The 25,575-nt window shown below is 46.8% G+C and carries 22 protein-coding genes and 1 tRNA gene; 10 read left to right on the forward strand and 13 right to left on the reverse strand.

What is annotated here, in order from left to right; translation table 11 throughout:
• Positions 1 to 2: 2 nt before the first annotated feature.
• A complete protein-coding gene (locus QZ209_RS07085; RefSeq protein WP_294346345.1) occupies positions 3 to 464 on the forward strand; it encodes a MauE/DoxX family redox-associated membrane protein in 462 nt (153 codons plus the stop codon).
• Here the strand turns inward: QZ209_RS07085 and QZ209_RS07090 are convergent.
• From QZ209_RS07090 to QZ209_RS07105, 4 genes are read right to left on the reverse strand one after another with little or no spacing between them, the layout of a single operon-like run.
• Positions 426 to 1,817, reverse strand: a complete 1,392-nt coding sequence (locus tag QZ209_RS07090) for a TolC family protein (protein WP_294346348.1) — start codon at positions 1,815 to 1,817, stop codon at positions 426 to 428. The genes QZ209_RS07085 and QZ209_RS07090 overlap by 39 nt on opposite strands.
• Positions 1,801 to 4,839, reverse strand: a complete 3,039-nt coding sequence (locus tag QZ209_RS07095; RefSeq protein ID WP_294346351.1) for an efflux RND transporter permease subunit — start codon at positions 4,837 to 4,839, stop codon at positions 1,801 to 1,803. The genes QZ209_RS07090 and QZ209_RS07095 overlap by 17 nt, the downstream gene beginning before the upstream one ends.
• Positions 4,836 to 6,002, reverse strand: a complete 1,167-nt coding sequence (locus tag QZ209_RS07100) for an efflux RND transporter periplasmic adaptor subunit (RefSeq protein ID WP_294346354.1) — start codon at positions 6,000 to 6,002, stop codon at positions 4,836 to 4,838. Before QZ209_RS07100 ends, QZ209_RS07095 begins: the two co-directional genes overlap by 4 nt.
• Positions 6,003 to 6,007: 5 nt before the next feature.
• Positions 6,008 to 6,679 (reverse strand): TetR/AcrR family transcriptional regulator, encoded by a 672-nt coding sequence (locus QZ209_RS07105; protein ID WP_294346355.1) that lies wholly within the window; start codon positions 6,677 to 6,679, stop codon positions 6,008 to 6,010.
• Between the two features lie 220 nt (positions 6,680 to 6,899).
• On the opposite strand from QZ209_RS07105, the gene QZ209_RS07110 reads away from it, so the two are divergent.
• Positions 6,900 to 8,255 carry an MATE family efflux transporter gene (locus QZ209_RS07110; protein ID WP_294346357.1) on the forward strand — a complete coding sequence of 452 codons (1,356 nt, stop codon included), beginning with the start codon at positions 6,900 to 6,902 and terminating at the stop codon, positions 8,253 to 8,255.
• Between the two features lie 203 nt (positions 8,256 to 8,458).
• Here the strand turns inward: QZ209_RS07110 and QZ209_RS07115 are convergent, their stop codons facing one another.
• Positions 8,459 to 9,619 (reverse strand): cation:proton antiporter, encoded by a 1,161-nt coding sequence (locus tag QZ209_RS07115; RefSeq protein ID WP_294346358.1) that lies wholly within the window; start codon positions 9,617 to 9,619, stop codon positions 8,459 to 8,461.
• A 150-nt stretch (positions 9,620 to 9,769) separates the two neighbouring features.
• Here QZ209_RS07115 and QZ209_RS07120 point away from each other — a divergent pair, with 150 nt between their 5' ends.
• Positions 9,770 to 10,138, forward strand: a complete 369-nt coding sequence (locus QZ209_RS07120) for a YbhB/YbcL family Raf kinase inhibitor-like protein (protein WP_294346360.1) — start codon at positions 9,770 to 9,772, stop codon at positions 10,136 to 10,138.
• Between the two features lie 159 nt (positions 10,139 to 10,297).
• The gene (locus QZ209_RS07125; protein ID WP_294346361.1) at positions 10,298 to 10,798 is read left to right on the forward strand and encodes a rubrerythrin family protein; all 501 of its coding nucleotides are present in this window, start codon (positions 10,298 to 10,300) and stop codon (positions 10,796 to 10,798) included.
• A gap of 237 nt (positions 10,799 to 11,035) precedes the next feature.
• Here QZ209_RS07125 and QZ209_RS07130 read toward each other — a convergent pair whose 3' ends face one another.
• The 4 genes from QZ209_RS07130 to QZ209_RS07145 all read right to left on the reverse strand — a co-directional run bounded on the left by QZ209_RS07130 (position 11,036) and on the right by QZ209_RS07145 (position 13,491).
• The gene (locus tag QZ209_RS07130; RefSeq protein WP_294346363.1) at positions 11,036 to 11,476 is read right to left on the reverse strand and encodes a hypothetical protein; all 441 of its coding nucleotides are present in this window, start codon (positions 11,474 to 11,476) and stop codon (positions 11,036 to 11,038) included.
• 88 nt (positions 11,477 to 11,564) lie between these two features.
• Entirely contained in the window at positions 11,565 to 12,104 is a 540-nt protein-coding gene (locus QZ209_RS07135) for a hypothetical protein (protein ID WP_294346578.1), read from the reverse strand.
• Between the two features lie 160 nt (positions 12,105 to 12,264).
• Complete coding sequence (locus QZ209_RS07140; RefSeq protein ID WP_294346365.1) at positions 12,265 to 12,951, reverse strand: aquaporin; 687 nt, start codon at positions 12,949 to 12,951, stop codon at positions 12,265 to 12,267.
• A 93-nt stretch (positions 12,952 to 13,044) separates the two neighbouring features.
• Entirely contained in the window at positions 13,045 to 13,491 is a 447-nt protein-coding gene (locus QZ209_RS07145) for an arsenate reductase ArsC (protein WP_294346367.1), read from the reverse strand.
• 193 nt (positions 13,492 to 13,684) lie between these two features.
• On the opposite strand from QZ209_RS07145, the gene QZ209_RS07150 reads away from it, so the two are divergent.
• The gene (locus QZ209_RS07150) at positions 13,685 to 14,659 is read left to right on the forward strand and encodes an alpha/beta hydrolase (RefSeq protein WP_294346580.1); all 975 of its coding nucleotides are present in this window, start codon (positions 13,685 to 13,687) and stop codon (positions 14,657 to 14,659) included.
• Here the strand turns inward: QZ209_RS07150 and QZ209_RS07155 are convergent.
• A complete protein-coding gene (locus QZ209_RS07155) occupies positions 14,656 to 15,318 on the reverse strand; it encodes a phosphoribosylanthranilate isomerase (protein ID WP_294346369.1) in 663 nt (220 codons plus the stop codon). The genes QZ209_RS07150 and QZ209_RS07155 overlap by 4 nt on opposite strands.
• Positions 15,319 to 15,486: 168 nt before the next feature.
• Here QZ209_RS07155 and QZ209_RS07160 point away from each other — a divergent pair.
• Positions 15,487 to 15,558 (forward strand) — tRNA-Gln (locus QZ209_RS07160).
• Positions 15,559 to 15,941: 383 nt separating this feature from the next.
• Here QZ209_RS07160 and ahcY read toward each other — a convergent pair.
• The 3 genes from ahcY to QZ209_RS07175 all read right to left on the reverse strand — a co-directional run bounded on the left by ahcY (position 15,942) and on the right by QZ209_RS07175 (position 19,946).
• Positions 15,942 to 17,357: an adenosylhomocysteinase gene (gene ahcY, locus QZ209_RS07165; protein ID WP_294346583.1), complete on the reverse strand. Its 1,416-nt coding sequence runs from the start codon at positions 17,355 to 17,357 to the stop codon at positions 15,942 to 15,944.
• Between the two features lie 37 nt (positions 17,358 to 17,394).
• A complete protein-coding gene (gene metK, locus QZ209_RS07170; RefSeq protein WP_294346372.1) occupies positions 17,395 to 18,606 on the reverse strand; it encodes a methionine adenosyltransferase in 1,212 nt (403 codons plus the stop codon).
• A gap of 362 nt (positions 18,607 to 18,968) precedes the next feature.
• A complete protein-coding gene (locus tag QZ209_RS07175; RefSeq protein ID WP_294346373.1) occupies positions 18,969 to 19,946 on the reverse strand; it encodes a sugar phosphate nucleotidyltransferase in 978 nt (325 codons plus the stop codon).
• A gap of 187 nt (positions 19,947 to 20,133) precedes the next feature.
• Here QZ209_RS07175 and QZ209_RS07180 point away from each other — a divergent pair, with 187 nt between their 5' ends.
• The 4 genes from QZ209_RS07180 to QZ209_RS07195 all read left to right on the forward strand — a co-directional run bounded on the left by QZ209_RS07180 (position 20,134) and on the right by QZ209_RS07195 (position 25,558).
• A complete protein-coding gene (locus QZ209_RS07180) occupies positions 20,134 to 20,544 on the forward strand; it encodes an NUDIX hydrolase (RefSeq protein ID WP_294346376.1) in 411 nt (136 codons plus the stop codon).
• Positions 20,545 to 20,662: 118 nt separating this feature from the next.
• Positions 20,663 to 21,109 carry a MarR family transcriptional regulator gene (locus tag QZ209_RS07185; protein WP_294346380.1) on the forward strand — a complete coding sequence of 149 codons (447 nt, stop codon included), beginning with the start codon at positions 20,663 to 20,665 and terminating at the stop codon, positions 21,107 to 21,109.
• Between the two features lie 32 nt (positions 21,110 to 21,141).
• Positions 21,142 to 22,305 (forward strand): HlyD family efflux transporter periplasmic adaptor subunit, encoded by a 1,164-nt coding sequence (locus QZ209_RS07190; protein ID WP_294346381.1) that lies wholly within the window; start codon positions 21,142 to 21,144, stop codon positions 22,303 to 22,305.
• A 100-nt stretch (positions 22,306 to 22,405) separates the two neighbouring features.
• On the forward strand, positions 22,406 to 25,558 hold the full coding sequence (locus tag QZ209_RS07195; protein WP_294346382.1) for an efflux RND transporter permease subunit: 3,153 nt from the start codon (positions 22,406 to 22,408) through the stop codon (positions 25,556 to 25,558).
• Positions 25,559 to 25,575: the final 17 nt, after the last annotated feature.

Here is a 25,575-nt window from a genome sequence, read left to right on the forward strand (position 1 = left end):
TCATGAGTATCGGTAAAATAGTGTCTAGTTCGATAACCGTCACTGTGTTGAGAGTTGTTATCGGGGTATTGTTCATTCTTGCCAGTTATTCCAAAATCATCAACCCGGTTCAATTCAGTGCAGTCGTTGCCGAGTATCAGCTATTGCCAGAAAGTCTTATCCCTTTTGCAGCGATAATCTTGCCCTGGCTCGAGTTGATGTGCGGAATGATGCTTGTTTTGAATGTGTTTGCTCAAAGCAATGCGTTGGTGATGATGGTTGTGCTAGTCATCTTTACCATAGGCATTACGAACAACCTTCTCAGGGGTATTGTTCATGATTGCGGGTGCTTTGAACTATTCGAAGGATGGTTTGGGTTTCAGGATGAAATAAGTGTTTCAACGATTCTCAGAGACTTGTTTTTAATAGGCTTGATTCTTCCGATTCTACTCTACGGGAGCAATGTTTTCTTCCGGCGTCGGTAATGTTGGAATGTTTCCGGTTTCGGACGACAGTTTTTCAAGGGCAAGAAGATACTCTACTTTGCTGCTTGCAGCAAGGACCTGTGCACGTACGAGATCTGTCTGGGCTTCATTGAGCCTTGTCAGTGTGGCGGATCCTGTTTTATAAAGTAATTCGATATCGTCGCGTACCTGTTGCGTCATTGTAAGGGCGCTTTCTTGGCGTTTCCACTGTTTTCTTGCAGCTTCGGCATTGGCTATGGATTGTCGAATACCTGACTGAATCGAAAGAATTGTCTGTTGTTTTTCAGCTTCAAGAGCAAAAACTTCCGCTTTTTTCTGTTGAAAAACCGAGCTTCTTTTACCACCTGTGAACAGATCCCAACGAGCCGTAATACCTGCATAACGGTTACGCTCTTCCTGATCAGGGTCGATGCCTGTTTGCTTGTCATAGTTCAGGCCGGCAGTGAGGTTCACAGTCGGAAACCAGGAACCTTTTGCTGCATCCTTACGCTGAACCGCCGCGTTGATCCCGGCTTCTACGGCTGAAAGATCAGGCCGGTTTTCCAAAGCAAGAGTGATGATTTGCTCATATGACGGGATTGCATCGGTGATTTCAGCATTTTCAGGTGCAGGGCCAAGCTCAGCGGAAAGCATGGTTTTATCGATTCCCATAAGCTCAGCGAGAACCGTACGTGCAACGGTATAGTCTCTATCGGCACGAATGGAGTCACTTTCAGCCTGAATGGCTCTTATGGAAAAATTGAGCATTTCCGACCGGGGGGCGGTTCCGACTTTGCGCCGTATCTGTGCGTTTTTTTCAAGTTCCCGGTTGAAAGCTGCATTTTTTTCGGCTATACGTATGTTTTCTCTTGCAAGCTGAGCTTGATAGTACGCTGTCGCTACCGATTCCATAAGAAGTCTTTGTGTATCGGCGTATGTTTGTTTTGCCTGCTCGACACCATACTTCGCAGCGAGTGTTTCGGCTCTTCTTGCCAATCCGTTGAAAAGGAGCCAGTTGAGTTGGAGACTGCCCGTTGTTTCTGTGATATCTCCTTTGACGCGATTGAAAGGGTCGAAGTCAGGCTGTATGTCGATATGGCGATGGATATAGCCCCCGTTAGCGGAAATGGTGGGAAACCAGGATGCGTATGCCTGGCCGAGAATTGCTTTTGCAGAACGTATCCGTGCAAGAGTTTGCCGGATTCCGGGATTGTTTTCAAGAGCGGTCTGTTTCGCTGTTTCAATGGTCAGGTTCATTTCAAATGCAGTCTGCGGCGGTTCCGAAGCTTTCAGACCTTGCGACTGAATAAGCAGTAAAACGAGCAAAGTGACAATTTTCACTGTAAGGTTGCTGTATTTATAGATATTTTTCATCGGGTTGTATCCTGTAGAAAAGAGTGTAGAGTACCGGTACTATTCCAAGGGTTAAAAAAGTCGCTGCAAACAGGCCTCCCATGATGGTGGTGGCCATAGCGGCATAGAGAGGGTCGGTAATCAGCGGTAACATACCGAGAATGGTTGTCGAAGCAGCCATGACTACCGGCCTCAGTCTGCTTACCGCAGAATCGAGGACTGCCTTGTAGGGTTCCTTACCTTTTATCAGGTCGAGTTCCAGTTGTTCTATGAGTACAATGGCATTTTTTATCAACATTCCCGATAGTCCGAGAAAGCCGAGGATTGCCATAAAACCGAATGCCTGACCGGTAATGAGCAAGCCTGTCGTTACACCGATAAGCGACAGCGGAACGGTAAGAAATATAGCGGTTGCCTTTTTTACGGAATTGAACTGCCAGACAAGTATGAAAAACATCCCGAGAACACAGAGCGGAAATATCTGGGCAAGCGGACCGGTTCCCTTGTTCGATTCCTTGAATTCTCCGGCCCATTCCATCGAATAGCCATCCGGTAGTTCTATTGCTTCCATTTCTTTAACCATTGTTTGACGTAACGGTTCGGCAAGGCCTGAAACAGCATTGCACTGTACGGTAACGGCTTGCATTCTATCTCTCCTCTGGACGATCGGCCATTCCCATTCTGTTCCTATGGTGGAGACAACCTGGCTGAGAGGGAGAAAGCTCTGGCGTCCTGAGCTCCATACCTGAACGTTTTGTAACTCGTTGACAGTTGCACGTTCTTTTCGGGGCATTCTGAACACAATGGGAATCAATTCATCGCCTTCTCTGACGGTTCCCGCTGTGACTCCGTTGAAATTGCGTTGCAACGACGCTTCGAGGTCGAGTTTTGTGATTCCGGAATTTCTTCCCTGGCTTTCATTGTACACTGGCCGAATCACCCTGACTTGCTGACGCCAGTCTGTTCGAATGTCACGGGTGTTGGGTGTGGTCTGCATGACTTCAGTCGCTCGAGCGGCAAGCCGGTGCAGAACGGCCGAGTCCGGTCCCCTGAATCGCACCTCGATTTTGAAGTCGACAGGAGGGCCGTTGGTGATTCTTGTGAGATAAGGTTCAGCATCCCTGAAATTTTCTGCCAGATACCTGTCAACCTCACTGCTGATACGTTCAATGGTCGCATGGCTGTCGGTCTCGATGAGAAGCTGAAAAAAACTCGAGTTTGGGGTTACATACTTATAGGGCAGAATAAAGCGCATACCACCTTCCCCGACAAATGCAGAGACGTTTTTGACCCCATCTAACTGCCTGATGTGTTCTTCGGCAATGACCATGTCCTGGCGTGTTTTGTCGAGGTGCGTGCCTTGTGGTTTCCAGAAGTTGACGAAGAAATACGGTTGTGTCGAGTCAGGAAAGAAAGCCTGTGGCAGAGTGGTAAAACCAATGACTGCCAAAAACAGCATAACGGTGGTTATACCAATTGTGATCCATCGATGGGTGAGACCCAGATGAAGCATGCGGCGGTAGAGGTTGTAGAACGGTTTGTCGAAAGGATCCTTGTTATGCAGGTCAGGAATCTTTAAGAACCACACGCAGAAAAGGGGCGTGATGGTTACGGCGAGAATCCAGCTTATAAAGAGAGAAAGCGCCAGAACATCGAACAGAGAGCGGCAGTACTCTCCTACCTCACCCGGCGCGAAACCGATGGCTGCAAAAGCAAGGATCGCAATGAGGGTCGCTCCGAAAAGAGGCCATATGTTTTCTTTCACTACCTCGACAGCGGCGTGTTCACGATTGTCTCCCCGTTCAACACGGACCAGAATACCGTCGGCAATGACAATTGCGTTGTCGACAAGCATGCCGAGTGCCAGGATCAAGGCTCCGAGCGACATTTTCTGGAGGTCGATGTCGAACAGTGCCATGGTGATGAACGTTCCCAGGATGGTCAGGAGCAGGATGCTACCGATCATGAGGCCGCTTTGCCAGCCCATAAAAACCATCAGCAGTACAACGACAATGAAGACCGCCTGAACAAGGTTGGTGACAAAGGTATTGACGGAACTCTCGACTAGATCGCTTTGGTAATAAATCTTGTGCAAGTTGATACCTTCCGGTTTGCGTGATTCGAGTTGGCTGAGTTTTTCGCTAACCGATTCACCCATCGAAATGACATTACCACCTTCGATTGTCGAGATACCCATCGCGATACCGGGTTCTCCGTTGAACCAGAGGCCATTACGCGGCGGATCTGTGTAGCCACGGTAAATTCTGGCAATATCCCCAAGGCGGATTGTTTTTTCCGGAGGGCCGACAAGCAAGGTGGCTATTGCTTTTTCGCTGGAAATTTCACCGGTCGGAGTGATGCGGAGATAGTTGTTTCCCGCTTCGACTTTTCCACTTTGCCGAACAAAAAGCTGTGTCTGGAGTGTTCGTGTGATCGACTCGGGTGAAATACCCAGTTCAGCCATTTTCGCTCGATCTGTTTCTACAAAGATTTTTTCCTGACGTGTTCCCCAGAAGTCTATTTTCGCGACATCGCGGCACAGTAGCAGCTCTTTTTTCAAAAAGTCGGCATACTCTTTCAGATCTGCGTAAGAGTACCCTTTGCCGGTGATGGCGAAATAGACGCCGTAAACATCACCGAAGTCGTCATTCACAAAAGGTTTCTTCGCACCGTCAGGCAATGATGATTCTGCCTGGCCAACTTTTTTCCGGAGCTCATCCCAGATCTGCGGCAGTTTGCCTGAAGTATAGTTGTCCTTCATGTCGACATAGACGTAGGAAATTCCCTCTTCGGACGTCGAGTAGATTTCCTTTACTTCTCCCATCGACTGGATATGTTCTTCAATAACATCGGTGACTTCTTCTTCCACTTCTGCAGGACTCGCTCCCGGATATTCTGTTACGATCAGTGCTGTTTTGATCGTGAACCCCGGATCTTCGAGGCGACCGAGTTGTTGATAGGAAAGAACACCTGCGCCAACCAGAAGTATGGTCAGCATGATCATGATCGTTCTTTTTTTCAGAGCAAAGATTGCAGGGTTCATAATGCGCTTTCCTGTCCTTTCGTGTATTCGGGTTTCAGCGTGTCCACGGTAGAGGGTTTCAATGGTTCGACCTGCAATCCTTCAACGAGGAAATGAACGCCACCGGTGATGATGAGTTCATTTCCTTCAACCCCGCCGTTGACGATAATTCTGCTGTCATCGTACATTTCCGCAGTGACTATCTTTTTCGAGGCCACCATACCGGATTTTTCATCATAAACCCAGATTATCGAGTTTCCTTCGCTATCAGCCGTAACGGCATCGAGCGGTACGGTCATGACCGGTTTACGAGTCTTCAGGTTTCTTAGCGTTATTTCCGCCGTCATGCCTGGAAGAAGGCTGCTGTCCGGAGGAGCCGGCAGAGAGAAGGTGACGTTGTATGTTCTTGTTGTTTTATCCGCTTCTGTGCTCCATTCTTTCAGTGCCGCGGTGAACAGGCGGCCACTCAGGGACGGAACCGTCAGAACAGCTTTACTTCCTTTCTGTAACAATAGTTGCCCGATATCATTTTCCGGGATATTTGTACTGATTTCGAGTGTCGAAATATCGTGCATCCGCATCACAATCTGTCCGGCACGTATCATTTCGTGATTTTCCACCAGTTGAGCGGTGACAATCCCGTCATAAGGTGCGCGTAACGAGGTATCTTTGAGCTGGTGTTGTGCAACCGAAAGTTGAGCTCGAATGTTTTTTGCCGAGGCATTCTGGGATGCGGCGTTGCTTCTGGCAAGGTCATAGTCCGCCTTTGCGATGACATTTTTGGCAAAAAGCTGTTTTGCTCTCGTGAAATCCTGGGATGCCTTGTTCGCTCTGGCAAGGGCGCCATCGAGTTCAGCCTCGAGAATTCTTATCCTGTCGCGGTAGTCTCTTGGATCAAGCTGCATGAGGAGTTCTTTCTGAAAGACTCTCTCGCCAGGTTTTTTCGCGACATCGACAAGCGGTCCGTCCACTCTGAAGGAAAGGCTGGTTTCTTTCCAGGCTTTTATTTCTCCTGGGTAGTTGTATGCCGCTTGAGCGTCGATCATCTGAGGATATTCTACAGGGACTTGACGTTTTGTCTCAACATCCGTTGAGGTGTCTTCACCTCCGCTGCAGCTTAACAGGGCCATGGTCATGAAGGTGCCGAGGCACCGGGCAAGAACTTTGCAAGGATTTCTTCTCATGAATGCTACTCTTCGAGAGTTGATTTGAATTTTTCGGAAGTCAAGCCCAGAAGGAGTTCTACTTTTTGAACAATCATATCCTCCATTTTCTGTAGATAGTCAGCGCTGTAATGATCAGTTCCCAAATGTTCCAGGCAATATGCCATATAGTCGGCATGGGAGGCGATTGGGGAAATCATCTGCGTGATGATAAGGAAGGTTTCCTCTCTGTCCAAACTCGAGTCGATACGCTTGAGCAGCGACTCAATGGTATCGACGATAGGGGTGAAAAGATCTCTGGTCATGATATCTTGCAGCCGTCCTTTCTGCTGCATAAGCTGATAGACAACCCTGCTATGCCATGGCGGGTAATCTGGATCGAAAAGCAAAGTTATTTCCCTTTTGACAATCGCTCGTAACGCTCCCGATTGGCCTGCAGGAGTGTCGAGAACGTTGTGGAACGGTTCAACTGCCTGACTGACAGGGTATGTGTCACCCCGTTTGACTACCTCCTTTACCACAGCTTCGAACAACTGTTCTTTGCCACCAAAATGGTAGTGAATGCTCCCGATATTTTCTTTTGCCCGCATGGCAATTGCCCTCGTTGATACATTGGAAAAACCCATTTCGGCTGCAAGTTCTCCCGCTGCGTTAATGAGGGTCAGTCTCGTTTGCTCACTGCTTGCATACTTTTTCATACTCTTTTTTTGCTTTTTATCGAAGAAAGCAAGGAAAAATAGCTTGTCATTAACGTTGCTTTTTGTGGCGATAATTTAATCAAACGATTAAAATATATCAAGTGATTAAATTTTGAAAGTGCAAGAATTGTTTAATGTGGACGATTGCGCTATATTCTGACCCTGTTATTTTTCAAGATATTGACAGGAAGTTTGCAATACCCGTAAAGGAGCGGTTGTAATGGGTAATGATCGGTTTGCCGACATGCTGCAAGGCAATATTGTGGCAGTGTTTTTTTATCATGCGATTCCCAATGTTCTGGGGATGCTCGCTATTTCGTCAGCCGGTATCGTGGACGGAATTTTTGTCGGGAACTACGTTGGGGACAGTGCACTTGCCTCGATAAATATAATTATGCCGGTTTTCAGCCTTCTTATGGGGGTTGCCATCATGTTTGCCGTTGGTGGAACGGTTCGTTGTGGAAAATATATAGGAGAGTCAAAAAGGGAAGAGGCGAATGCTGTTTTTTCAAAAACCTTGATAACGGTGTCTCTTTTGACGCTTGTGCTGTCCGCTCTGGGGATTTTGGCGCTCGATCAGGTTGTCGCTCTGCTGGGGGCCGACAAGACGCTTGCTCCCCTGGTGAGCGAATATCTTTTTGTTTTGTTACTGTTGCTGTTTTTTTTGCCTGTCAGTCTCACTCTTTCATTTTTTGTTCGTGTCGACGGCCAGCCCCTCCTCGCTGCGGTGGCTATAATATCCGCGGCATTGGTCAATGTGCTTTTCGACTGGTTGTTCGTCGCTGAATGGGGTATGGGGTTGCAAGGAGCTGCTCTCGCGACCGGTCTTGCGAATATTGCCAGCTTTCTTGTGCTTCTGTTGCATTTTTTCTCCGGTAAGTCGGCGTTGAAATTTTCCCTGAAGCAGAACGATTGGGGGGAAATGACAAAGGTAGCTTACAATGGTATATCGGAGTTTGCCAACCAGTTGTCGGCAGCTATTGTCATTCTTGTTTTCAACTGGGTAATGATAAGCCGCTTCGGTGTCGAAGGTGTTGCTGCATTTACCATCATGCACTATCTCTTCTTTTCAGAACAAATCATCGTTTATGGTTTTTCGGATGCTCTTCAACCGATTGTCAGCACGAACTATGGCGCGAGGAAACCTGAAAGGATCAAAGGTTTTCTGTGGCTTGCATCGATTTGTGTGATGGTCGTCGGGGTCTCGCTCATAGCGTTACTTCTCCTCATACCGGAACAGTTGGCCGGTTTGTTTCTCGATAACGGTACGAAAGCTACGTTGAGTATTACTCTTGCATTCATTTCCCTAAGCTGGCCGGCGTTTTTATGGAATGGCTTCAATGTGGTGTTCAGTGCCTATTTTACTGCGATTCACAAACCGCTTCCCTCGGCTTTTGTCGCTTTTTCAAGAACTCTTGTTTTTCCTCTTCTCTTTGTATCGGTTTTGCCGATCTTTTTCGGTGATAACGGGATATTCGTCTCGTTTTCCATTGCCGAGTTTATAACCTTTTTGATTGTCCTCCTTTTCTTCTCGTTTATGAGACCTGACAAAGTTGTTCGTGAAGCATCATTGTAGGTGGTTATTTTGTCTAAGCATCTTCACGGTTGTAAAACTTCACCTCCAGAGTGTCATCGGTTGTTTGGGCAAGCTCGTAATGCCCCTTTCGTAAAACGTCGATATTTCTTTGTTCCTTATTTGTTTTTTTTTGTTGCCGGCTCTTGTGAGCTTCGTCGAAGAGCCTCTCGAGGGTTTTATCGATAACTACTGTTTATCGATGGTCAATCGCTTGTTTTTCTCACGGCGATACGTGTCAAGAGTGGCCCGATAAGTTCGAAAAAAACGGTTGTGCTGATGACGATCGAGAGGATGGTCTGGCGATATTCAGGAAAATGATTTGCAGCCGCGAGAGCCATGCCCATTGCTGCTCCTGCCTGTGGGAGAAGTGCTATACCCAGCCATTTTTTTTCATTTTTGCCAGCTTCTGCCAGAAAGCCTCCAAGAGCCGAGCCACTTATTTTTCCTGCTATTCTTGTCACAATATATATGCTGCCTGAAAGCCCGATGTATTGTAGTGAATCGAATTCAAGTGAAGCCCCTGCCAGAATGAAGAATACAACGATGAACGGCCATTCAATACCTTCGATTGCATCGAACGGATATTCATGATGCGATGCGAAATTGGCGATAACCGCTCCCATGACCATCGATGCGATCAGAAAAGAGACGCCGAAATGAAGGGCAAGACCACCACAAAGAAAGACAAGACCGAGAGCTTCTGTCAGCATTGGCTGGCCGGGTTTGATCCTTCCTGTCAACAATGAGGCGGGAAAGCCCAGGATCATGCCGAGCAGGAGTGCACCACCAATATCTTTTGCGGCAATAAACAGTGGCATTTCAGCTGAACTTCCGGTTGTTATCGCGCTGACTATTGCTATTCCTGTACTGAAAAGTATCAGACCCCAGGCGTCGTCGAGGGCTACAATTGAAATCAGAATACGGCTAAATGGAGTTTCCTTGCCGGATGATAAAACAGTGTCCGCCGTTGCAGCCGGGGCTGTTGTTGACGCAATACAGCCGATTATAATGGCGATTTCAATGGCTGTTCCGGCAATCAGCAAGCCTGCCGTTACCATGAAAGTGGTCATGACCGCTGCGAAAATTGAAACGGTAATGATTGTTTTTCCCGATTTTTTTAGCGTATCCTTCGTGAGTTTTCCCCCGAGGAGAAAGCCGATCATGAGAAGAGCCATGTTCGATATCAGCTCGAACCGTTCCGTTAAAAAATCCGGTATTACGTCAAGCATTTCACGGCCTATAACCATCCCGAAAAGAAGCAAGAGCGTTACCCTGGGCAGAAAGGTCTTTTTTCCCAGAAGATCTATTGCAAGCCCTGCTAAAAGGATCGCCCCGAGGGTAAGAAGAAATTCTGCAGGATTCATACCTGTTTTTCAGAAACTGTGGTGGTGTGCGATGGTTCTTGAAAATCTACGTAAAAATGACTTCCTGTGCATTTCTTTTCAAGAAAAAGCGGAACTCTTTTTCGTTGATTCTGTTTTGATAATTGACACCATGAAAAAATATGGTATAAGATGAAGTGGTGCATAGCTTTTTCTGTACGTGTTTTCATTGTGCTTTGTGCCGTGAAAGGACTTTTTTTCTCTACATCGGTTATTGCGGAAAACTCTTTTTCAGGGGTTGGAACTGATGGTTTTAGTGTGTCATCTCCTGAATTCGATCACAATGAGAAAATACCTTCGAAGTTTACCTGTGATGGGATGAACGTCAATCCTCCGTTGGCTTTTCACACGATTTCCAAGAATGCCAAATGTCTTGTCCTGATTATGGATGATCCCGATGCTCCAAAGGGTACATGGAATCATTGGTTGCTTGTTATGCCTGTAAATCGGGGGATTGTGGAAAACGAGGTGCCTTCAAATGCTGTTCATGGGTGGTTGTAGTTGCTGGGTAATGTGGTCGGCAGCATTCTACAGGAAACTATGTCAAGATAATTATGGTTTTACAGAAAGAGCCGAGGCTCCGAAGAGTGATCGTTGATGCTTCGGATCGAGGAGAAATAGCGATTATGGTAACAGTAAAACAAAGGAGAATTCAGTACAATGCCGACAACACAGGAGAATCTGAAAAATGCATTTGCAGGTGAGAGCCAGGCGTTCCAGAAATATTCGGCTTTTGCAAAAAAAGCTGAAAAGGATGGGTTCAAAAATGTTGCAAAGCTGTTCAAAACAACGGCCGAAGCGGAACGTATTCACGCTGAGGGGCATTTGGGGGCATCCGACGGTATCGAGTCGACAGCTGATAATCTAAAAACAGCAATCGCAGGCGAAACATATGAGCATAATGAGATGTATCCGCCAATGTATGAACAGGCTGTTGCCGAAGGACATAAGGCCAAACGTATGTTCGGCTATGCCGTTCAGGCCGAAAAAGTTCATGCTGCCTTGTACCGCAAAGCTCTTGAAGCTGTGAACAACGGAGAAGATCTTGCTGAAACCGAAATCTGGCTTTGTCCGATCTGCGGCCATATAGAACTGGGTACACCTCCTGAGCGCTGTCCTATCTGTAGTGCGAAAGCATCGGTATACGTTCAGATTGTCTGATGTATCAAGAAGAAATTCACTTTTTGAATGAGGCTGCCAAGAAAGGGCAGCCTCTCGTATTTTAGCAGGCTATCCGCTCATGGTTCAGTTACCCTCAGGGTGATCAGCTCCGAACCTTGCCTGTGAAATTCAAAACGCTATTTTTCGGAGCGGCATGACAATTCCTCTTCATGTCATCCCCGGGCAAGTGGAGTGAGACACTGGGATACATGATATTCCTTTCTGAACCACGACAATTTATCCACGCAATTTTCCGCTGAGCTTGAGTCCGTCACGGATGTTCGTACCCATAAGTGTTAAATTCGTGGCACCAGCCAGCAGTTCTATGCTTTGCACCAGGTAAAATATCTCGTCGAATCTTCCTTCCTGAGCAAAACGGTCGAGAAAGATTGCACAGGGGATGAGAATCAAAAGGCCATTGGCGGCAATGAACGGCATTCGTTTTTTCTTTGCATCAACGAGTTTACCACTACGTGACTTCGAAAGGAATTGGCCGCTTCCTCCTGCTATCGCTATCGCAGGGATGAGAATGTAAAGGCCTGGTGCTACAATAAGACTCTTGACGTAAGCCACCGTTTCGTCTGTGCTGAAAAGCTCTACGACAATCGTTGAAAGAAAAAAGGTTGCGATTGTCAATGTTGCCAGTAGACTCGCTATTGCATGTACTTTTCTTGTCATTGGTGGATCTCCCTGGTTGTTTTTTGCATTCGAGCTGAAAGTACACTACGAGTATTTGCCGGTACACTTATCCCATACTTCCGACCCGCTATGGGATTTGAGGTGTTCCGGTACCATTGCTGCTCCTGTTTTTTGCCGAGGGTCTTAGGTTTTTCCATGGTTTGTACACCGATACAACGACTGCGACAACAAGTAACGATGCATTGATAATAGCTGCATATGTTCCTATTGCCTGGCTCTGCATGTAACGCGGATCCTGTAATGCTTCAATTCTCTCTCTATTTGCAATTTCCAAAAGATCCGTTACCATTGGCCCAAGGTAGAACGTGCCGGCGATGACGATGAATAGTGTAACGATCCATTTATAGATGATCCAACCGTGTTGCACAAATCCCCATTTCGTAAATAGCGAGAAGCACAATCCTGTTGACACGGTCACTATCGAAGCAGGAATGAGGATAGACATGTCTATGAAATGATAGGCATGATTGTACATGTAAACTTCATCTCCGGAAGCCGTGCTTATCGAAATGATCGGTAGTGCTGCTAAAACAATGACACATGATAACCATAGTCCGGATGCTATCACATGGAAAACCTTCAGGAGCTTTTGCTGAGATACGGTCATTTTTTTCACAAGGTTCTTTTTTTGTGATTACAGACTTGTCTGAAGCTCTTTTTTTTTGTATCGATGTTTTTTCAGAATGCTCATTATTGTTGATGTATCAAATATTGATATATCAAATATATGAGGAAAAATGAAAACAAAAAAATCATTGTCCTTTTTACTATGCTGTGCCGTCTTTTACAGCACAGCATTCACTGCCTTGTACCATGCGGCAGGTCGGGTGAGCAAGCCAAGCCCCGATAACCGGTGCTGTGAGGTATATCCAGAGGGTTGAGACGTTTCCGGACACAAGTGAGGGATCCAGTGACCGGGCAGGATTCATGGAGGCTCCACTGACAGGGCCGCCCATAAGTGCTTCAAGTGCTACGGTTCCACCAATGGCAACACCGGCCATAATTCCTTTTTCCATATGACCTGTTGACACATTCAGAATGACGAACATCAATAAAAACGAGAGAACAACCTCGAGAACGAAGGCATTGATTATTCCCCCGGAAGGAAATGTCGCGCCAAGAGATTCATGGGAGCTGAAAAGCAGCCTTAGCAGCCCTGCCGCAAGAAGAGCGCCCGTAAACTGGCTGGTGATGTAAGGGAGTATCTCCTGCTTTTGTATTCTTCCGGCAAAAAAAAATCCCAAAGTAACTGCAGGGTTGATATGTGCTCCTGAAATGTTTCCGATCGAGTAGATCATTGCCATGACAATGAGACCGAAAACCATGCTGATTCCTGTATGGCCTAGCTGTATTCCAAACGTGTCGTTGACGATGATGGCGCCACAACCGGCAAAGACAAGGGCAAAAGTGCCGATTGCTTCAGCAATGTATATGTTTTTTTTTGAACCGAACATGTTTCAATGCATAGAGAGGTATAAGGTTATATCGATCAGTGAATGGAAATGCCCAGCGTCGGTATCCTGTTTTCCGAGAAATGACGTGATTCATCACCGGGCTTGAGTAACGGTTTGCAGAGCATCGGGAAGCTGTGCGATGAAATCCCGGATTTCATCGCGAACTTTCCGGTAACAGTCGAGCTTTTTTTCAGGATCGTTTATCGATCGAGCAAGACGTGGTGGATCGTCGAATCCGGCATGGATGCGCTTTGCCGATCCAGGAAAAAACGGACAGTTTTCATGTGCATGATCACAAACCGTAATGATAACATCGAACGGAATATGCTGTACTTCTTCGATATTTTTCGAGTGGTGAGAGGATATGTCTATTCCCGCTTCGTCCATAACATGGATTGCATTCTGGTTCATACCGTGTACTTCGGTTCCAGCAGAATAAGGCTCGAAAATATCACCGTGCAAATATCGTGCCCAGCCTTCCGCCATTTGACTTCTGCAGGAATTACCGGTGCAAAGAAAAAGAATCCTGATTTTATACATAAATCGATCAAAAAAGCTGTTACGACGAGAAAATGCCGCCTAACATGATACAAAAGATTGGTGCAGGCGCTGCACATCAATTGGAAAGTTTTCAACTCCGTAACAAATTTAAGGCGCATAAAAAAGGCTCGGTTTTACGATAAAGACCATATATTTCACTCTTAAACATTTTGTAAGTAACGCGGTAATCGTGATTGAAGAACAAAAAACACAGCCTACGGAGAAGTTTCTGGCTTATCGTGAAAAGCTCAACCAACGCGAGGCTGTCGGGAAACGGGGAGATTCCCTGAACGTCGAGTACGAGAAAAGTTTGATCGCAAAAAGCTGTTTTGTAGAGCTGAACGGAATCCTTCATCATTATCATGACTCTGGACCGGGCTCTACCGGCGAAACAGTGCTTCTTGTACATGGCTGGGATTGCTGGTGGATGTGGTGGCATCATATTATCCGCTTTCTCAATGAAAGAGGTATACGAACCATTGCATATGATCTCAAAGGGCACGGCTGGTCGGATAACGATCCCCACAATGATTATTCGATCGATTCTTTTGCCGAAAATCTCGAAGCTCTGGTAGACAAGCTCGAACTCGAGAACTTTCATATCGCAGCATTTTCATTCGGCCCTTTTATCGCTCTTCACTATGCAAAACAGCATCCTGAAAAGATGCTGTCGATGGTGTTTTTCAATTTCGGCTATCTTGAAAACAACCGCTTTGTAGAAAAGGTGGCGCCTGCAACGTTGAATTTCACGTTCAATAATCTTTTACGAAAAATTACTTGGTGGTTGCCGGCCTATATTTTTGCCCGTCTTGTGCTTTCCCGCAATGCCGTCTTGTTCCATGATGTTCAGATTGGTTTCGAGAGTCTTGCACTTTGTGCTCCGGAAGCAATCGAGCAGTCAACAAGCCAGATAACCTCTATGGAGGTTACGGAAAGTATCGTTGGTTTTGTCGAGGCTTTGCAGGTTCCGGTACTGTTTGCAGCAGGTGACGGAGACAGCATCATGACCCCGGAGAACACTAAAAAACTTGCTGGATATTGCCGAAAAGGAATTTTTGTCAATGTGCCGGCCTGCGGGCATCTTATCACGCTTGAACTTCCTGAGACTGCAGGCGGTTTGATTTTCGAGCACATCAAACATTGTGTGCCTGAAAATGCATCGTTTTAGGACTCCGTGGGTGTTTTGTCGGCTTTTTTGACAGCATCGACGAAATCGATGATTTTTTGATGATCTTTTTTCCCGGGTGATTCTTCCACTCCGCTTGCGGTATCGACTGCATAAGGTTTGACTGTCCGAATTGCTTCGGCAATATTCTGAGGGTTGAGCCCGCCGGCGAGAATGCCATGGCCTATACTTTCCATCCTCCGGAATATCTTTTGCGCGGTCTGTTTCGCTATAGTGGTTCCTGTTCCACCAGCTTGCCCTGGACGATAAGCATCGAAAAGAAATGACCTGAATCCTGTTTTTTCGGCGAACGTTTCGACTTCTTCCATCGAGAAATCCGGTCCGGCTCGAAATACCCGTATGACCTTTGTGGTTGAAATGGCAAGGGCTGTTTGCGGGGTATAGTGTTCGGAGTGAAGCTGAGCATGGTCAAGGTTGCAGTTCTTGCATATTGCATTGATTTCGGACGGTTCCTGCTCAACGAATACTCCAACACAGGATACAAAGGGGGGGAGTTCGGCGATGATTTTTCGTGCGTCGTTCGGCTGAATACAGCGCGGGCTTGATTTGCTGAAATTGAACCCGAGAGCATGGATTCCTGCCATACATGCGGCAAGGGCATCATCGAGGTTCGTTATTCCACAAATCTTAATTCTTGTCATAGTGAGGGTCCCGAAAGGAGATGGTCAAAGATGAAAGGTGAAAAGAAAAAAATTAAATTAAAAAAGTATCGCAAAAGCGCAAAAATGTGTGGCTTTGAGCAAATGTGATTTTTAGTTTTAACTTATTCTTTTTATACTTTCCTCCGCTTGGTATTGGTGATACATTACTGGGGTGTGGCCAAGTGGTAAGGCATCGCCCTTTGGAGGCGACATTCGCAGGTTCGAATCCTGCCGCCCCAGCGGAAAAGAGGCTGCCTCGAAAAGGCAGCCTCTTGTATGTTTATGACAGACAGTCTTCATCGTTTCGCTTTCTCCCCGATGTCAGCATTCTTTCGGGCTTGTTCACGCGAGTCCAAATAATTCTATCACGGTAGCACCTCTCCACCTTTCATCCCCGGGCAAGTGGATTTCGATCCGTGGATCCACTTCGTCTTGCTGTATCTCCTTGCTTACAGAGAGCACGAAAGGCTAGCCTGATATTTCGTGATTTCGTATGGTTGCTCTATCAGGTTCGGTTCGAAAGGGCAAACCGGCATGTCTCTGTGAATCGCGGCGGAGCAAAAAAAAGCTGTACCGGCAGATCCCCGGTACAGCTTTTTTTACGGAAAAAGCAAGAGCTTGAATCAGTATCGATAGTGCTCGGGCTTGTATGGCCCGTCTACCGGCACTCCGATGTAATCAGCCTGTTCCTGTGAAAGTCTGGTAAGGTTGACTCCCAGCTGTTCGAGGTGCAGTCGTGCAACCTCTTCGTCGAGTTTTTTCGGAAGACAATACACTCCTGTCTCATACTCTTTCGTCCAGAGTTCAATCTGTGCCAGAGTCTGGTTTGTAAATGAGTTACTCATGACGAACGATGGATGGCCGGTTGCGCAGCCGAGATTTACCAGGCGGCCTTCAGCCAGCAGATAGATCGAGTGCCCATCATCAAAGGTGTACTTGTCGAACTGCGGCTTGATGTTTGTTTTTGTCGCACCGGCATAGTTGTTGAGATTGTCTACCTGAATTTCATTATCGAAGTGACCGATGTTGCAGACGATGGCTTCATCTTTCATCCGCTTCATGTGTTCGAGCGTGATAACGTCTTTATTGCCTGTTGTGGTAACAAAAACGTTGCCCTCCTCGATGGCATCTTCCATGGTGGAAACTTGAAAGCCTTCCATGGCAGCCTGAAGCGCGCAAATCGGGTCGATTTCGGTAACAACAACTCTTGCTCCGTAAGAGCGCATTGAATGGGCACACCCTTTACCGACATCACCATAACCGAGAACGACGACCACCTTGCCTGCAAGCATAACATCCGTAGCGCGCTTGATTCCATCGGCAAGAGACTCGCGGCATCCGTAAAGATTGTCGAACTTTGATTTGGTGACCGAGTCGTTGACGTTGATGGCAGGGAAGAGAAGTTCCCCTTTCTCCATCATCTGATAGAGCCTGTGGACACCGGTTGTCGTTTCTTCGGAGACGCCCCTGACTTCAGGAGCGATCTTGTGCCAATGCTGGTTATCTGCTTCGAAAATCTCCCTGAGCTGGCCATACAATGCCTGTTCTTCGGCATTCCCTGGTGTTTTATCAAGCATCCCAGGTTCATTTTCGATCTTGTAACCGAGATGTATCATCAAGGTAGCGTCGCCTCCGTCGTCGACTATGACATTCGGGCCTTTTCCGTCAGCGAAAGACAGTGCCTGACGGGTACACCACCAATAGTCATCGAGTGTTTCCCCTTTCCAGGCAAAAACCGGTGTTCCAGCTGCCGCGATTGCAGCAGCTGCATGGTCCTGAGTCGAAAAGATGTTACAGCTCGCCCAGCGAACGTCGGCACCGAGGTCGACCAGAGTCTCGATCAGGACCGCTGTCTGGATCGTCATGTGCAATGATCCTGTAATACGAGCACCTTTCAATGGCTTCTTGCCCGCATATTTACGGCGGGTAGCCATCAGGCCCGGCATCTCTTTTTCTGCGATTTCAATTTCCTTTCGCCCCCAGTCGGCTAAAGAGATGTCTGCCACTTTGTAGTTGAGTACTTCAGTGTCAGTTGTCATCATAGTGATAGTGTGTTTTTTGCTTTGAAATATAGAATCACAGATTAAATGTTTGTTTCAGTTCTTCTACCTTGTCGGTTTTTTCCCATGGGAAAATGGAACGACCGAAATGACCGTAAGCAGCCGTATCCTGGTAACACCAACCTTGAGGGTTGTCCAGGCTGAAATGGCGAATGATAGCTGCAGGCCTGAGATCGAAAATCTGTTCGGCTTTTTCCTGGATCTCAGCATCACTGAGACCGTTTACCGCTGTTCCGTGTGTATCGATGTATACAGAAACAGGACGGGCAACACCTATGGCATAAGAAACCTGAACGGTACATTTTTCAGCAAGTCCTGCCGCTACGATATTTTTGGCGACATGGCGTGAAGCATAGGCTGCACTGCGGTCTACTTTTGACGGGTCTTTGCCGCTGAATGCGCCACCACCATGAGGAGCGGCACCACCATAGGTATCGACAATGATTTTACGTCCCGTCAAGCCGGTATCGCCATGAGGACCGCCGATTTCGAAACGCCCTGTAGGATTGATATGGAATTTGGTGTTCTCGTCGAGCATTTCTGCAGGAATGACTTCTCTGACAACGTTTTCGATAATGTCCTTTTTGATGATATCCTGCCATTCCTGTTCGCCGCAACCTTCCGGTTCGGGATCATGCTGGGTCGAAACTACAACGGCATCGACTCTTTTTGCGACTCCGTCAATATATTCAAGGGTTACCTGGCTTTTCGAGTCAGGACGAAGGTAGGTCATTGTTTCGCCTGCTTTGCGGATATCGGCGAGCTTTTTAACGAGAGCATGAGCGTATTGTATTGCGGCAGGCATCAGTTCGGGAGTTTCGGTACAAGCGTAACCGAACATCATTCCCTGGTCGCCGGCGCCGACTCTGTCGAGCTCATCTTCAATTTCTTCTTTGCGATCAACGCCTCTGTTGATATCGGGTGACTGGCTGTGAAGCGCTGAGAGTACACCGCAGGAATTGGCTTCAAACATGTATTCGCCTTTGTTGTACCCGATTTGTTCGACGACTTTTCTTGAAAGCTTCTGTATATCTACAATACCTTTTGTCGTTACTTCACCGCCGACAATGACCTGACCTGTGGTTACAAATGTTTCGCATGCGACACGGGATTTCGGGTCTTGACGAAGAAATTCATCCAATACTGCATCGGAAATCTGGTCTGAAACCTTATCCGGATGCCCTTCTGATACAGACTCTGAAGTAAAGAAAAATCTTGACTGTGTCATTTTCGTTGATATTTATTGTTTACCGTAACAACAAGAACTACAAGAAAAGCTCTTGCTTGTCTTACAAAGGATTAGGCGTGTACGTTGGATTAAAAGACAGACTGGACACGGAAAACCCTGGGTACAAGCTTTCCGGCAACATCTTGACGGAAGCTTTCGGCACCGTGTCCATAGGTAATGGGGATGCCGGATAAGTGCACAATGTAATCATTCGGAGCTACTCATGCAAGGGGTGCTCCGTTAATTTATTGTGCCTCGCGATATCCTTAGGCTGCGGTGGAGGGGGGTATGCACACTGTCTGATTTGTATTCCTGACAGACGACGTGAGCATAACCTTTGATGTACGGTATCGACCGTCGAATCATCGGAGTTTGATGTCTGAAAAATCTCCTATGTTGGCCTCATGAGCGTGGCCGGACAGAGATGCATTGTTCCCTATGATGGAATTATCGAGAAACACGTGCTGTACATTCGAATCGTTGCCGACTATAGAATTTTTAATGACAGCATCCTTGATCACGGTGTTTTCTCCTATTGTCGCATTCGGACCGATGATGGCATTGTCGATTTGCGCATTTTTCGCGATAAACACCGGCTTGTTGATTATACAGCCAGGAAAAGACGATTCGGTACTATGGCTTTTCAGAAGAATTTCGTTTGTCGAAAGAAGTGTTTCAGGTTTACCACAATCATACCAGTTGTTGACTGGAAATGTCGTCAGAGATTCGCCTTTTTCCAGCATCATCTGTAAGGCATCGGTCAGTTGATATTCTCCCTTTGTTTTTATGTTTTCCCTGATCAAGCTGTCGATACAGGTAAAGAGCGAATCAGAGTTCCTGATATAGTAGAGTCCCACGATTGCGAGATTGCCTACCGGTTCATTCGGTTTTTCTACAAGCTTTACGATGCGGCCGTTATTGGTTATGGCAATACCGAACCTACTGGGGTCTTCCACTTCTCTGACTCCCAGACTGGAGGATGGACTGTTCAGTATTCCCGAGAGCTCGACATCAAAAATAGTATCACCGAGGATAATGAACACCGGTTCGTCATTGTTGACATGTTCCTTACACATTCCGATCGCATGAGCGAGGCCGAGGCGTTTCTGCTGGTTGACAAACGTCAAACGGATATCGTAGTTTTCACTGAGATAAGCCTCTATCATCTCACCGAGGTAGCCGACGATGATAATTGCTTCGTCGATACCTGAAGCGATGAGTTTATCCATGATATGGCCTATGATCGGCTTTCCGGCAACATTCAGAAGTACTTTTGGCTGAGAAAGGGTATGCGGGCGTAGTCTCGAACCGACTCCTGCAACAGGTATGATAGCTTTCATGGTATGTGACGGGTTTGTTAAATGGGGTTGCTGGACGTTGTACAAATACCAGTTTACTAAAGGATAAAAAAATAAAATCTCTTTTCACCCTCGAGGGCGACCGTAATCAGGTTTTTTTGTATTGTTGCAAATGTTTCTCCGTTTCTCGAGAAAAGGGAATAATTAGAATGTAAAAGAAGATACTGTCATGTCGTTGAAGCCGGAGTGGTTTTATAACCAGTCGGGGGTAGTACCTGTTCTGCATGGAAGAGTCGTTCTTGTTACTACCAGGAAATCCGGGCGGTGGACCATCCCGAAAGGGATTGTCGAAAAAAATATGTCTCCTCATGATTCGGCTGCAAAGGAGGCATACGAAGAGGCTGGTGTTGTCGGCAATGTCAGGAAAATAGAAATTGGCCGCTATGATTACCCCAAGTGGGGAGGGACTTGTACCGTTCGGGTTTATCCATTCTACGTCGAGAAGTTGCTTGACAGGTGGGAAGAGATGCATGTCAGGAAACGTAAAATTGTATCTCTGAGCAAAGCCATCGAAATGATCGAAAACGATGCGCTTGCAGAGATACTACAAACTTTTTTCCATCGTCTGGAAAAGGAGTGAGAATAATGCACATGCTGAAAAGCCTTCATCGGAGTGCTACGGGTGTTTGATTTTTTTATTGCCGAGTTATTTTTTATATAATTGCAGTCTCAAATATTTAAGTCTCAAATAAATTGATATGGTTGAAGAAAAGGATGCAATCAAAAAACTGATCGGTTATCAGATAGGGATTACTTCAAATCTTCTTCGGAGAGTTTTTGCGGCACAGATTACAAAGTATGCGGAAAATATTTCTCCCGAGCAGTTTGCTGTGCTTGTTCGGCTGAGTACCAAAAACGGATTGAGTCAAAATGCTATTGCCGAGAGCGTTCTCAAGGATGATGCAACGATAACGCGTATTCTCGACAGCCTTGAAAAAAAGAAGCTTGCTGTTAGAAAAAAGGCCGAACATGACCGTCGTTCGAACCTTGCGTATCTTACACCTCAGGGAAAAACGCTTGTAGAAAAAGTCTTTCCAAAAGCCAGGTTTCTTAACGAGCGTCTGCTTGACGGGATCGAAAAGGAGCATATCAGGGTTGTCTTTGAGGTCCTTGAGAGGCTCAGGGAAAATGCAAAGAAAATCTAAAAGGTAATCCGCAGAAGCTACAGCAACCAGTCATGAAACAAAAACAACCGATTCTTTTGAAGTTCAAGCCTTACGCCTATGCTGTGATTATCGTTTTAGCCGGTATTCTTATTGGCCGTTTGCTCGGATCGGGAAAACAGCAGCAAGCGGAAAGGATTGTTCCAAAAAGGGATAGTCAGGTTCCAGTTGTGGAGATAACGAACAAGCAGGTGCAGAGGGTCGTCAAAATGAACGGAAAAGTTGACGCGCTTGAAAAAATCGAAATATATGCCGAAGTGACCGGTGTGTTTGTCGATGGGGCGAGGCCTTTCAGAGAGGGGCGCAGGTTTGCGAAGGGGGAAGTGTTGCTCAGGATCGAGGACAGTGTTTATCGCAATACTGTTCTGGCAGAAAAAAGTGCATTGCTCAATGATCTGACCTTACTGATGCCGGATCTACTGATTGATTTTCCGTTGTATGCCGGGCCCTGGAGAGAGTACCTGGATGATTTCAGTATCGGTAAACCTCTCCGTCCATTGCCTCCGGCGCCAAATGACAGGTTGAGAAATTATGTGGCGGCAAGGAATATCTACACAAAATTTTATGCTGTCCGCAGTATGGAAGAGACTCTGGCCAAGTACAGTATCCTTGCTCCGTTTGATGGTGTTGTTACTGTTTCGGAAGCGAATCCTGGTATTCTTGTTCGTAATGGGCAAAAGCTTGGAGAGTTTGCTGCTACGACGGCATATGAGCTGGAACTGTCCGTACCGGTGCGTGAGGCGGCTTTTATTCGGAAGGGGGATCGCATTACACTTTCATCCGATGATTTTAACGGCTCGATAGAAGCGAAGGTCGCCCGGGTGAACGATGTGATCAATCCGAATACTCAGACCGTTGGGGTATATGCACTTCTCGATGATTCCCGTTTGAAAGACGGTATGTTCCTTTCCGCATCACTGAGCGTCCCGGTTGAAGATGCGTCGGTTATAGCCCGTGAACTGCTTGATAATGAAAATCGTGTATTCGCACTGCGAGATTCTATAGTCGTATTACTTCCTGTTGACGTTGTGTCGGTTGATGGAAGAACAGCGATTGTCCGCGGTATTCCTGATGGTACTGCGATCGTTGCCGAACCTGTGGAAGGACTTTTCAATGGCATGGTTATAACCGAGTCGGTAGCGACGGTACAGGAAGAGAACTCGTCGGTTTCGAAATGAACAAGAATAATTATTTCTCCAATAAAAAGGCATGTTGCCGCAGATTCCGGTCTGTCATGGAAGCTGTTTTTGCAAGGTGCCTCAAAGCTGATTCTGGATTGTGAAAGGAATTATCAGGCAATTTATCAGGTATCCGGTTCTCGGCAACGCAATTTTTCTCTCGATTTTTCTTTTCGGGTTTCTTGCTTTCAATGGGATGAAAACGACGTTTTTCCCTCAAGTCCCGTCTCACACCATCTTTGTTGTCGCTTCTTTCCCCGGTGCTTCACCAGAAGAGATTGAAGAAGGCATCACTCTTAAAATTGAAGATGAACTCAAAGGAGTAACCGGAATAGAAAGGGTGACCTCTGTTTCCGCTGAAAACACCGCTACGATTACCGTTGAGCTGCTCCAGAATTACGATGCGAATGTGTTGCTTCAAGAGGTGAGTAATGCAGTCGACCAGATCAGCTCATTTCCTGTGGGATTGGAAAAAATCAGGATATACAAAAGGGAGATGACCGACTTCGTCGTCGCCTACTCCATTCATGGTGACGTAGAGCTCGAGGTACTGAAAACATACGCCCGGAGGATCGAACGTGAATTGCGTAACAATGAAGGCATTTCGAAGATTACCTTGAGCGGGTTTCCTGAAGAAGAAATTGAGGTCAGTATCCGCGAGGATGTACTGAAATCCTATGGTTTGACGTTCGATGAAGTGGCTTCTGCTGTGAGTGAGGCCAATTTGAGGATTACCGGCGGGACTATCAAAGGGTCTAAGGAAGAGCTCCTGATCCGTTCGGATAATCAGGGTTATTACGCCATCGATATCGAAAATATCGTGGTCAGGACCACAGCTGCGGGGGGAGTCGTTCGTTTGAAAGACATTGCCATGGTTACAGATCGCTGGTCGGAGGATCCAAACAGGACCTACTTCGACGGAAAGCCATCGGTCACGATCGATATTGAAAAGACCAGCGACGAAGACATGTTCAGCATAGCAAGCAGGGTTGCGGCATACATGGAGGTGTTCGACAGGGAGCATGATGATATATCGGTCAGCCTGTTGCGGGATGGATCGGGCATTGTTCAGGAACGTGCAAATATTCTGGCGAACAATGGATTGATCGGTAGCATTCTCGTGATTCTGTTTCTTTCTTTTTCACTGAATCCCAGAATGGCTTTCTGGGTTGCTCTTTCAATTCCCCTTTCATTTGCAGGTATGTTCATGCTCGGTACCTTCTACGGGCTGACCATCAATGTTGTCTCTCTCTTGGCCATGATCCTCGTTGTCGGTATTCTGGTCGACGACGGTATCGTTATCGCAGAAAGTATTTATCAGCAGTACGAAAAAGGTATGAAGCCGCTCGATGCGGCAGTTAAAGGTACCATGGATGTGCTTCCGTCGGTTGTAGCGGCGATATTGACTACGATTGTCTTTTTTATGCTCTTTCTTTTCCTCGAAGGTGCTTTCGGAGAACGTTTCAGGGATATTGGGTTTGTCGTTATAGCCACGCTTCTCATCTCTCTCGTCGAGGGGATTTTCATCCTTCCTGGTCATATTGCCCATTCCAGGGCATTGCGGGGCGGTACTGAAAAAAAATCATGGCTTTTAAGGAAATCGGAAGCATTCATACGCTTTCAGCGCGACAGGTTTTATGCGCCCGTTCTGCGTTTCAGTATCAATAATCCTGTCGTCACGGCAGTCATTCCCGTTGCTTTGCTGCTTGTCACTATCGGTGCACTCCAGGGAGGAATTGTCAAGCTGACCTTTTTCCCGAATCTCGAGTTCGACAATGTGGAGCTGACGTTTGAAATGCCAGCCGGAACACGCCAAACGGTAACCGACAGCCTGTTAGCCCGTATGGAAATGAATGTGCGGGAAGTAAGTGACGAATACAAGCAAGAGTACGGGCTCGATCTCGTCGAGGCCATAGGCCGCAGCGTCGGGCCGGATGCACACAAGGGTGGGCTGAGGATTACATTGCTCGAGGGTCGGTATCGAGAGTGGTCGAGTATGCAGGTATCCAATGCCATACGGGAAAAAATAGGCATAATTCCCGGTGCTGAAAAACTGCAGGTCGGAACAGGTGGTTTCTGGGGAATGCCGGTATCGATAGCGCTTAAAAGCGATAATTTGTTACAGTTGAGAGGTGCCAAGGAGTATCTTGAAGGAGAGCTGAGAAAAATGCCGGAACTGAAGGATATCATCGATGATGATCCTCCTGGTCTACGGGAAGTTCGGATAACGCTTAACGACAGGGCCAAATCGCTTGGTCTCAGTGAATCTGACGTCATGAATCAGGTCAGGAGTGGTTTTTTCGGTTACGAGGTTCAGAGAATCCTGAGGGGGATCGATGAAGTGAAAGTATGGGTGAGGTTTTCCGAGACCGATCGGGAATCGGTCGCGAAGATGGAACGGATGGATATTCGGCTGCAGGACGGTAGAGCGTTTCCTCTCGGTGCGATTGCAGATGTCAGGATACAGCGGGGAGTATCTTCCGTGAACCATATCGATGCTCAGAGAGTCGTGAAAATCGAAGCGGACATTGTCAGTTCTAAAGAATCGGTTCCAAATCTGCTCGAGCGTATCGATTTACAGATCATGCCAGGCCTTCTGGAAACATTTCCGGATGTAAGCTATGATTTTGAGGGGCAAAGCAGGGAAAGCGACAAGACAACCAGTTCGATGAGGAGTGTTTTTCCTGTTGTTCTGGGGATGATGTTTCTTGTTGTGGTGTTTTCTTTCCGTTCTTTTCTACAGGCCTTTGTTGTTTTCATCATGATTCCCTTCAGTCTTGTAGGGGTTGTATGGGGGCATTTCATTCAAGGGTATCTGATGAGTATTCTTTCACTTTTCGGCGTTATTGCATTGATCGGTATCGTTATCAACGATTCTCTGGTTTTTGTCAATACGTTCAACAGTCGTCTGCAGGAAGGGACAAAATTCTCCGATGCGATTTATGAGGTTGGGCTCAGCCGTTTCCGGCCTATTGTACTTACATCGCTGACGACCATTGCCGGACTCGGCCCGTTGATTTTCGAAAAAAGCCGTCAGGCCCAGTTTCTGAGTCCCATGGCTATTTCCGTTGCGTACGGTTTGTTGTTCGGTACGCTCTTGACGTTAATAATGCTGCCTGCCCTGTTGGTTTTGCTCAATCGTGCCAAAGTATTTGTCATAGGACTGCTACAGGGAGAAAAACCTTTGCCTGAAGCGGTTGAACCTGCTGTAATGCATCGGGAACCTTTCGAAAGTGATGAAACGCAGAAGTAGATTGTCCAGATACGGAA

The organism is Prosthecochloris sp. (assembly GCA_015482705.2).
In the GTDB taxonomy this organism is placed as follows: Bacteria; Bacteroidota; Chlorobiia; order Chlorobiales; family Chlorobiaceae; genus Prosthecochloris.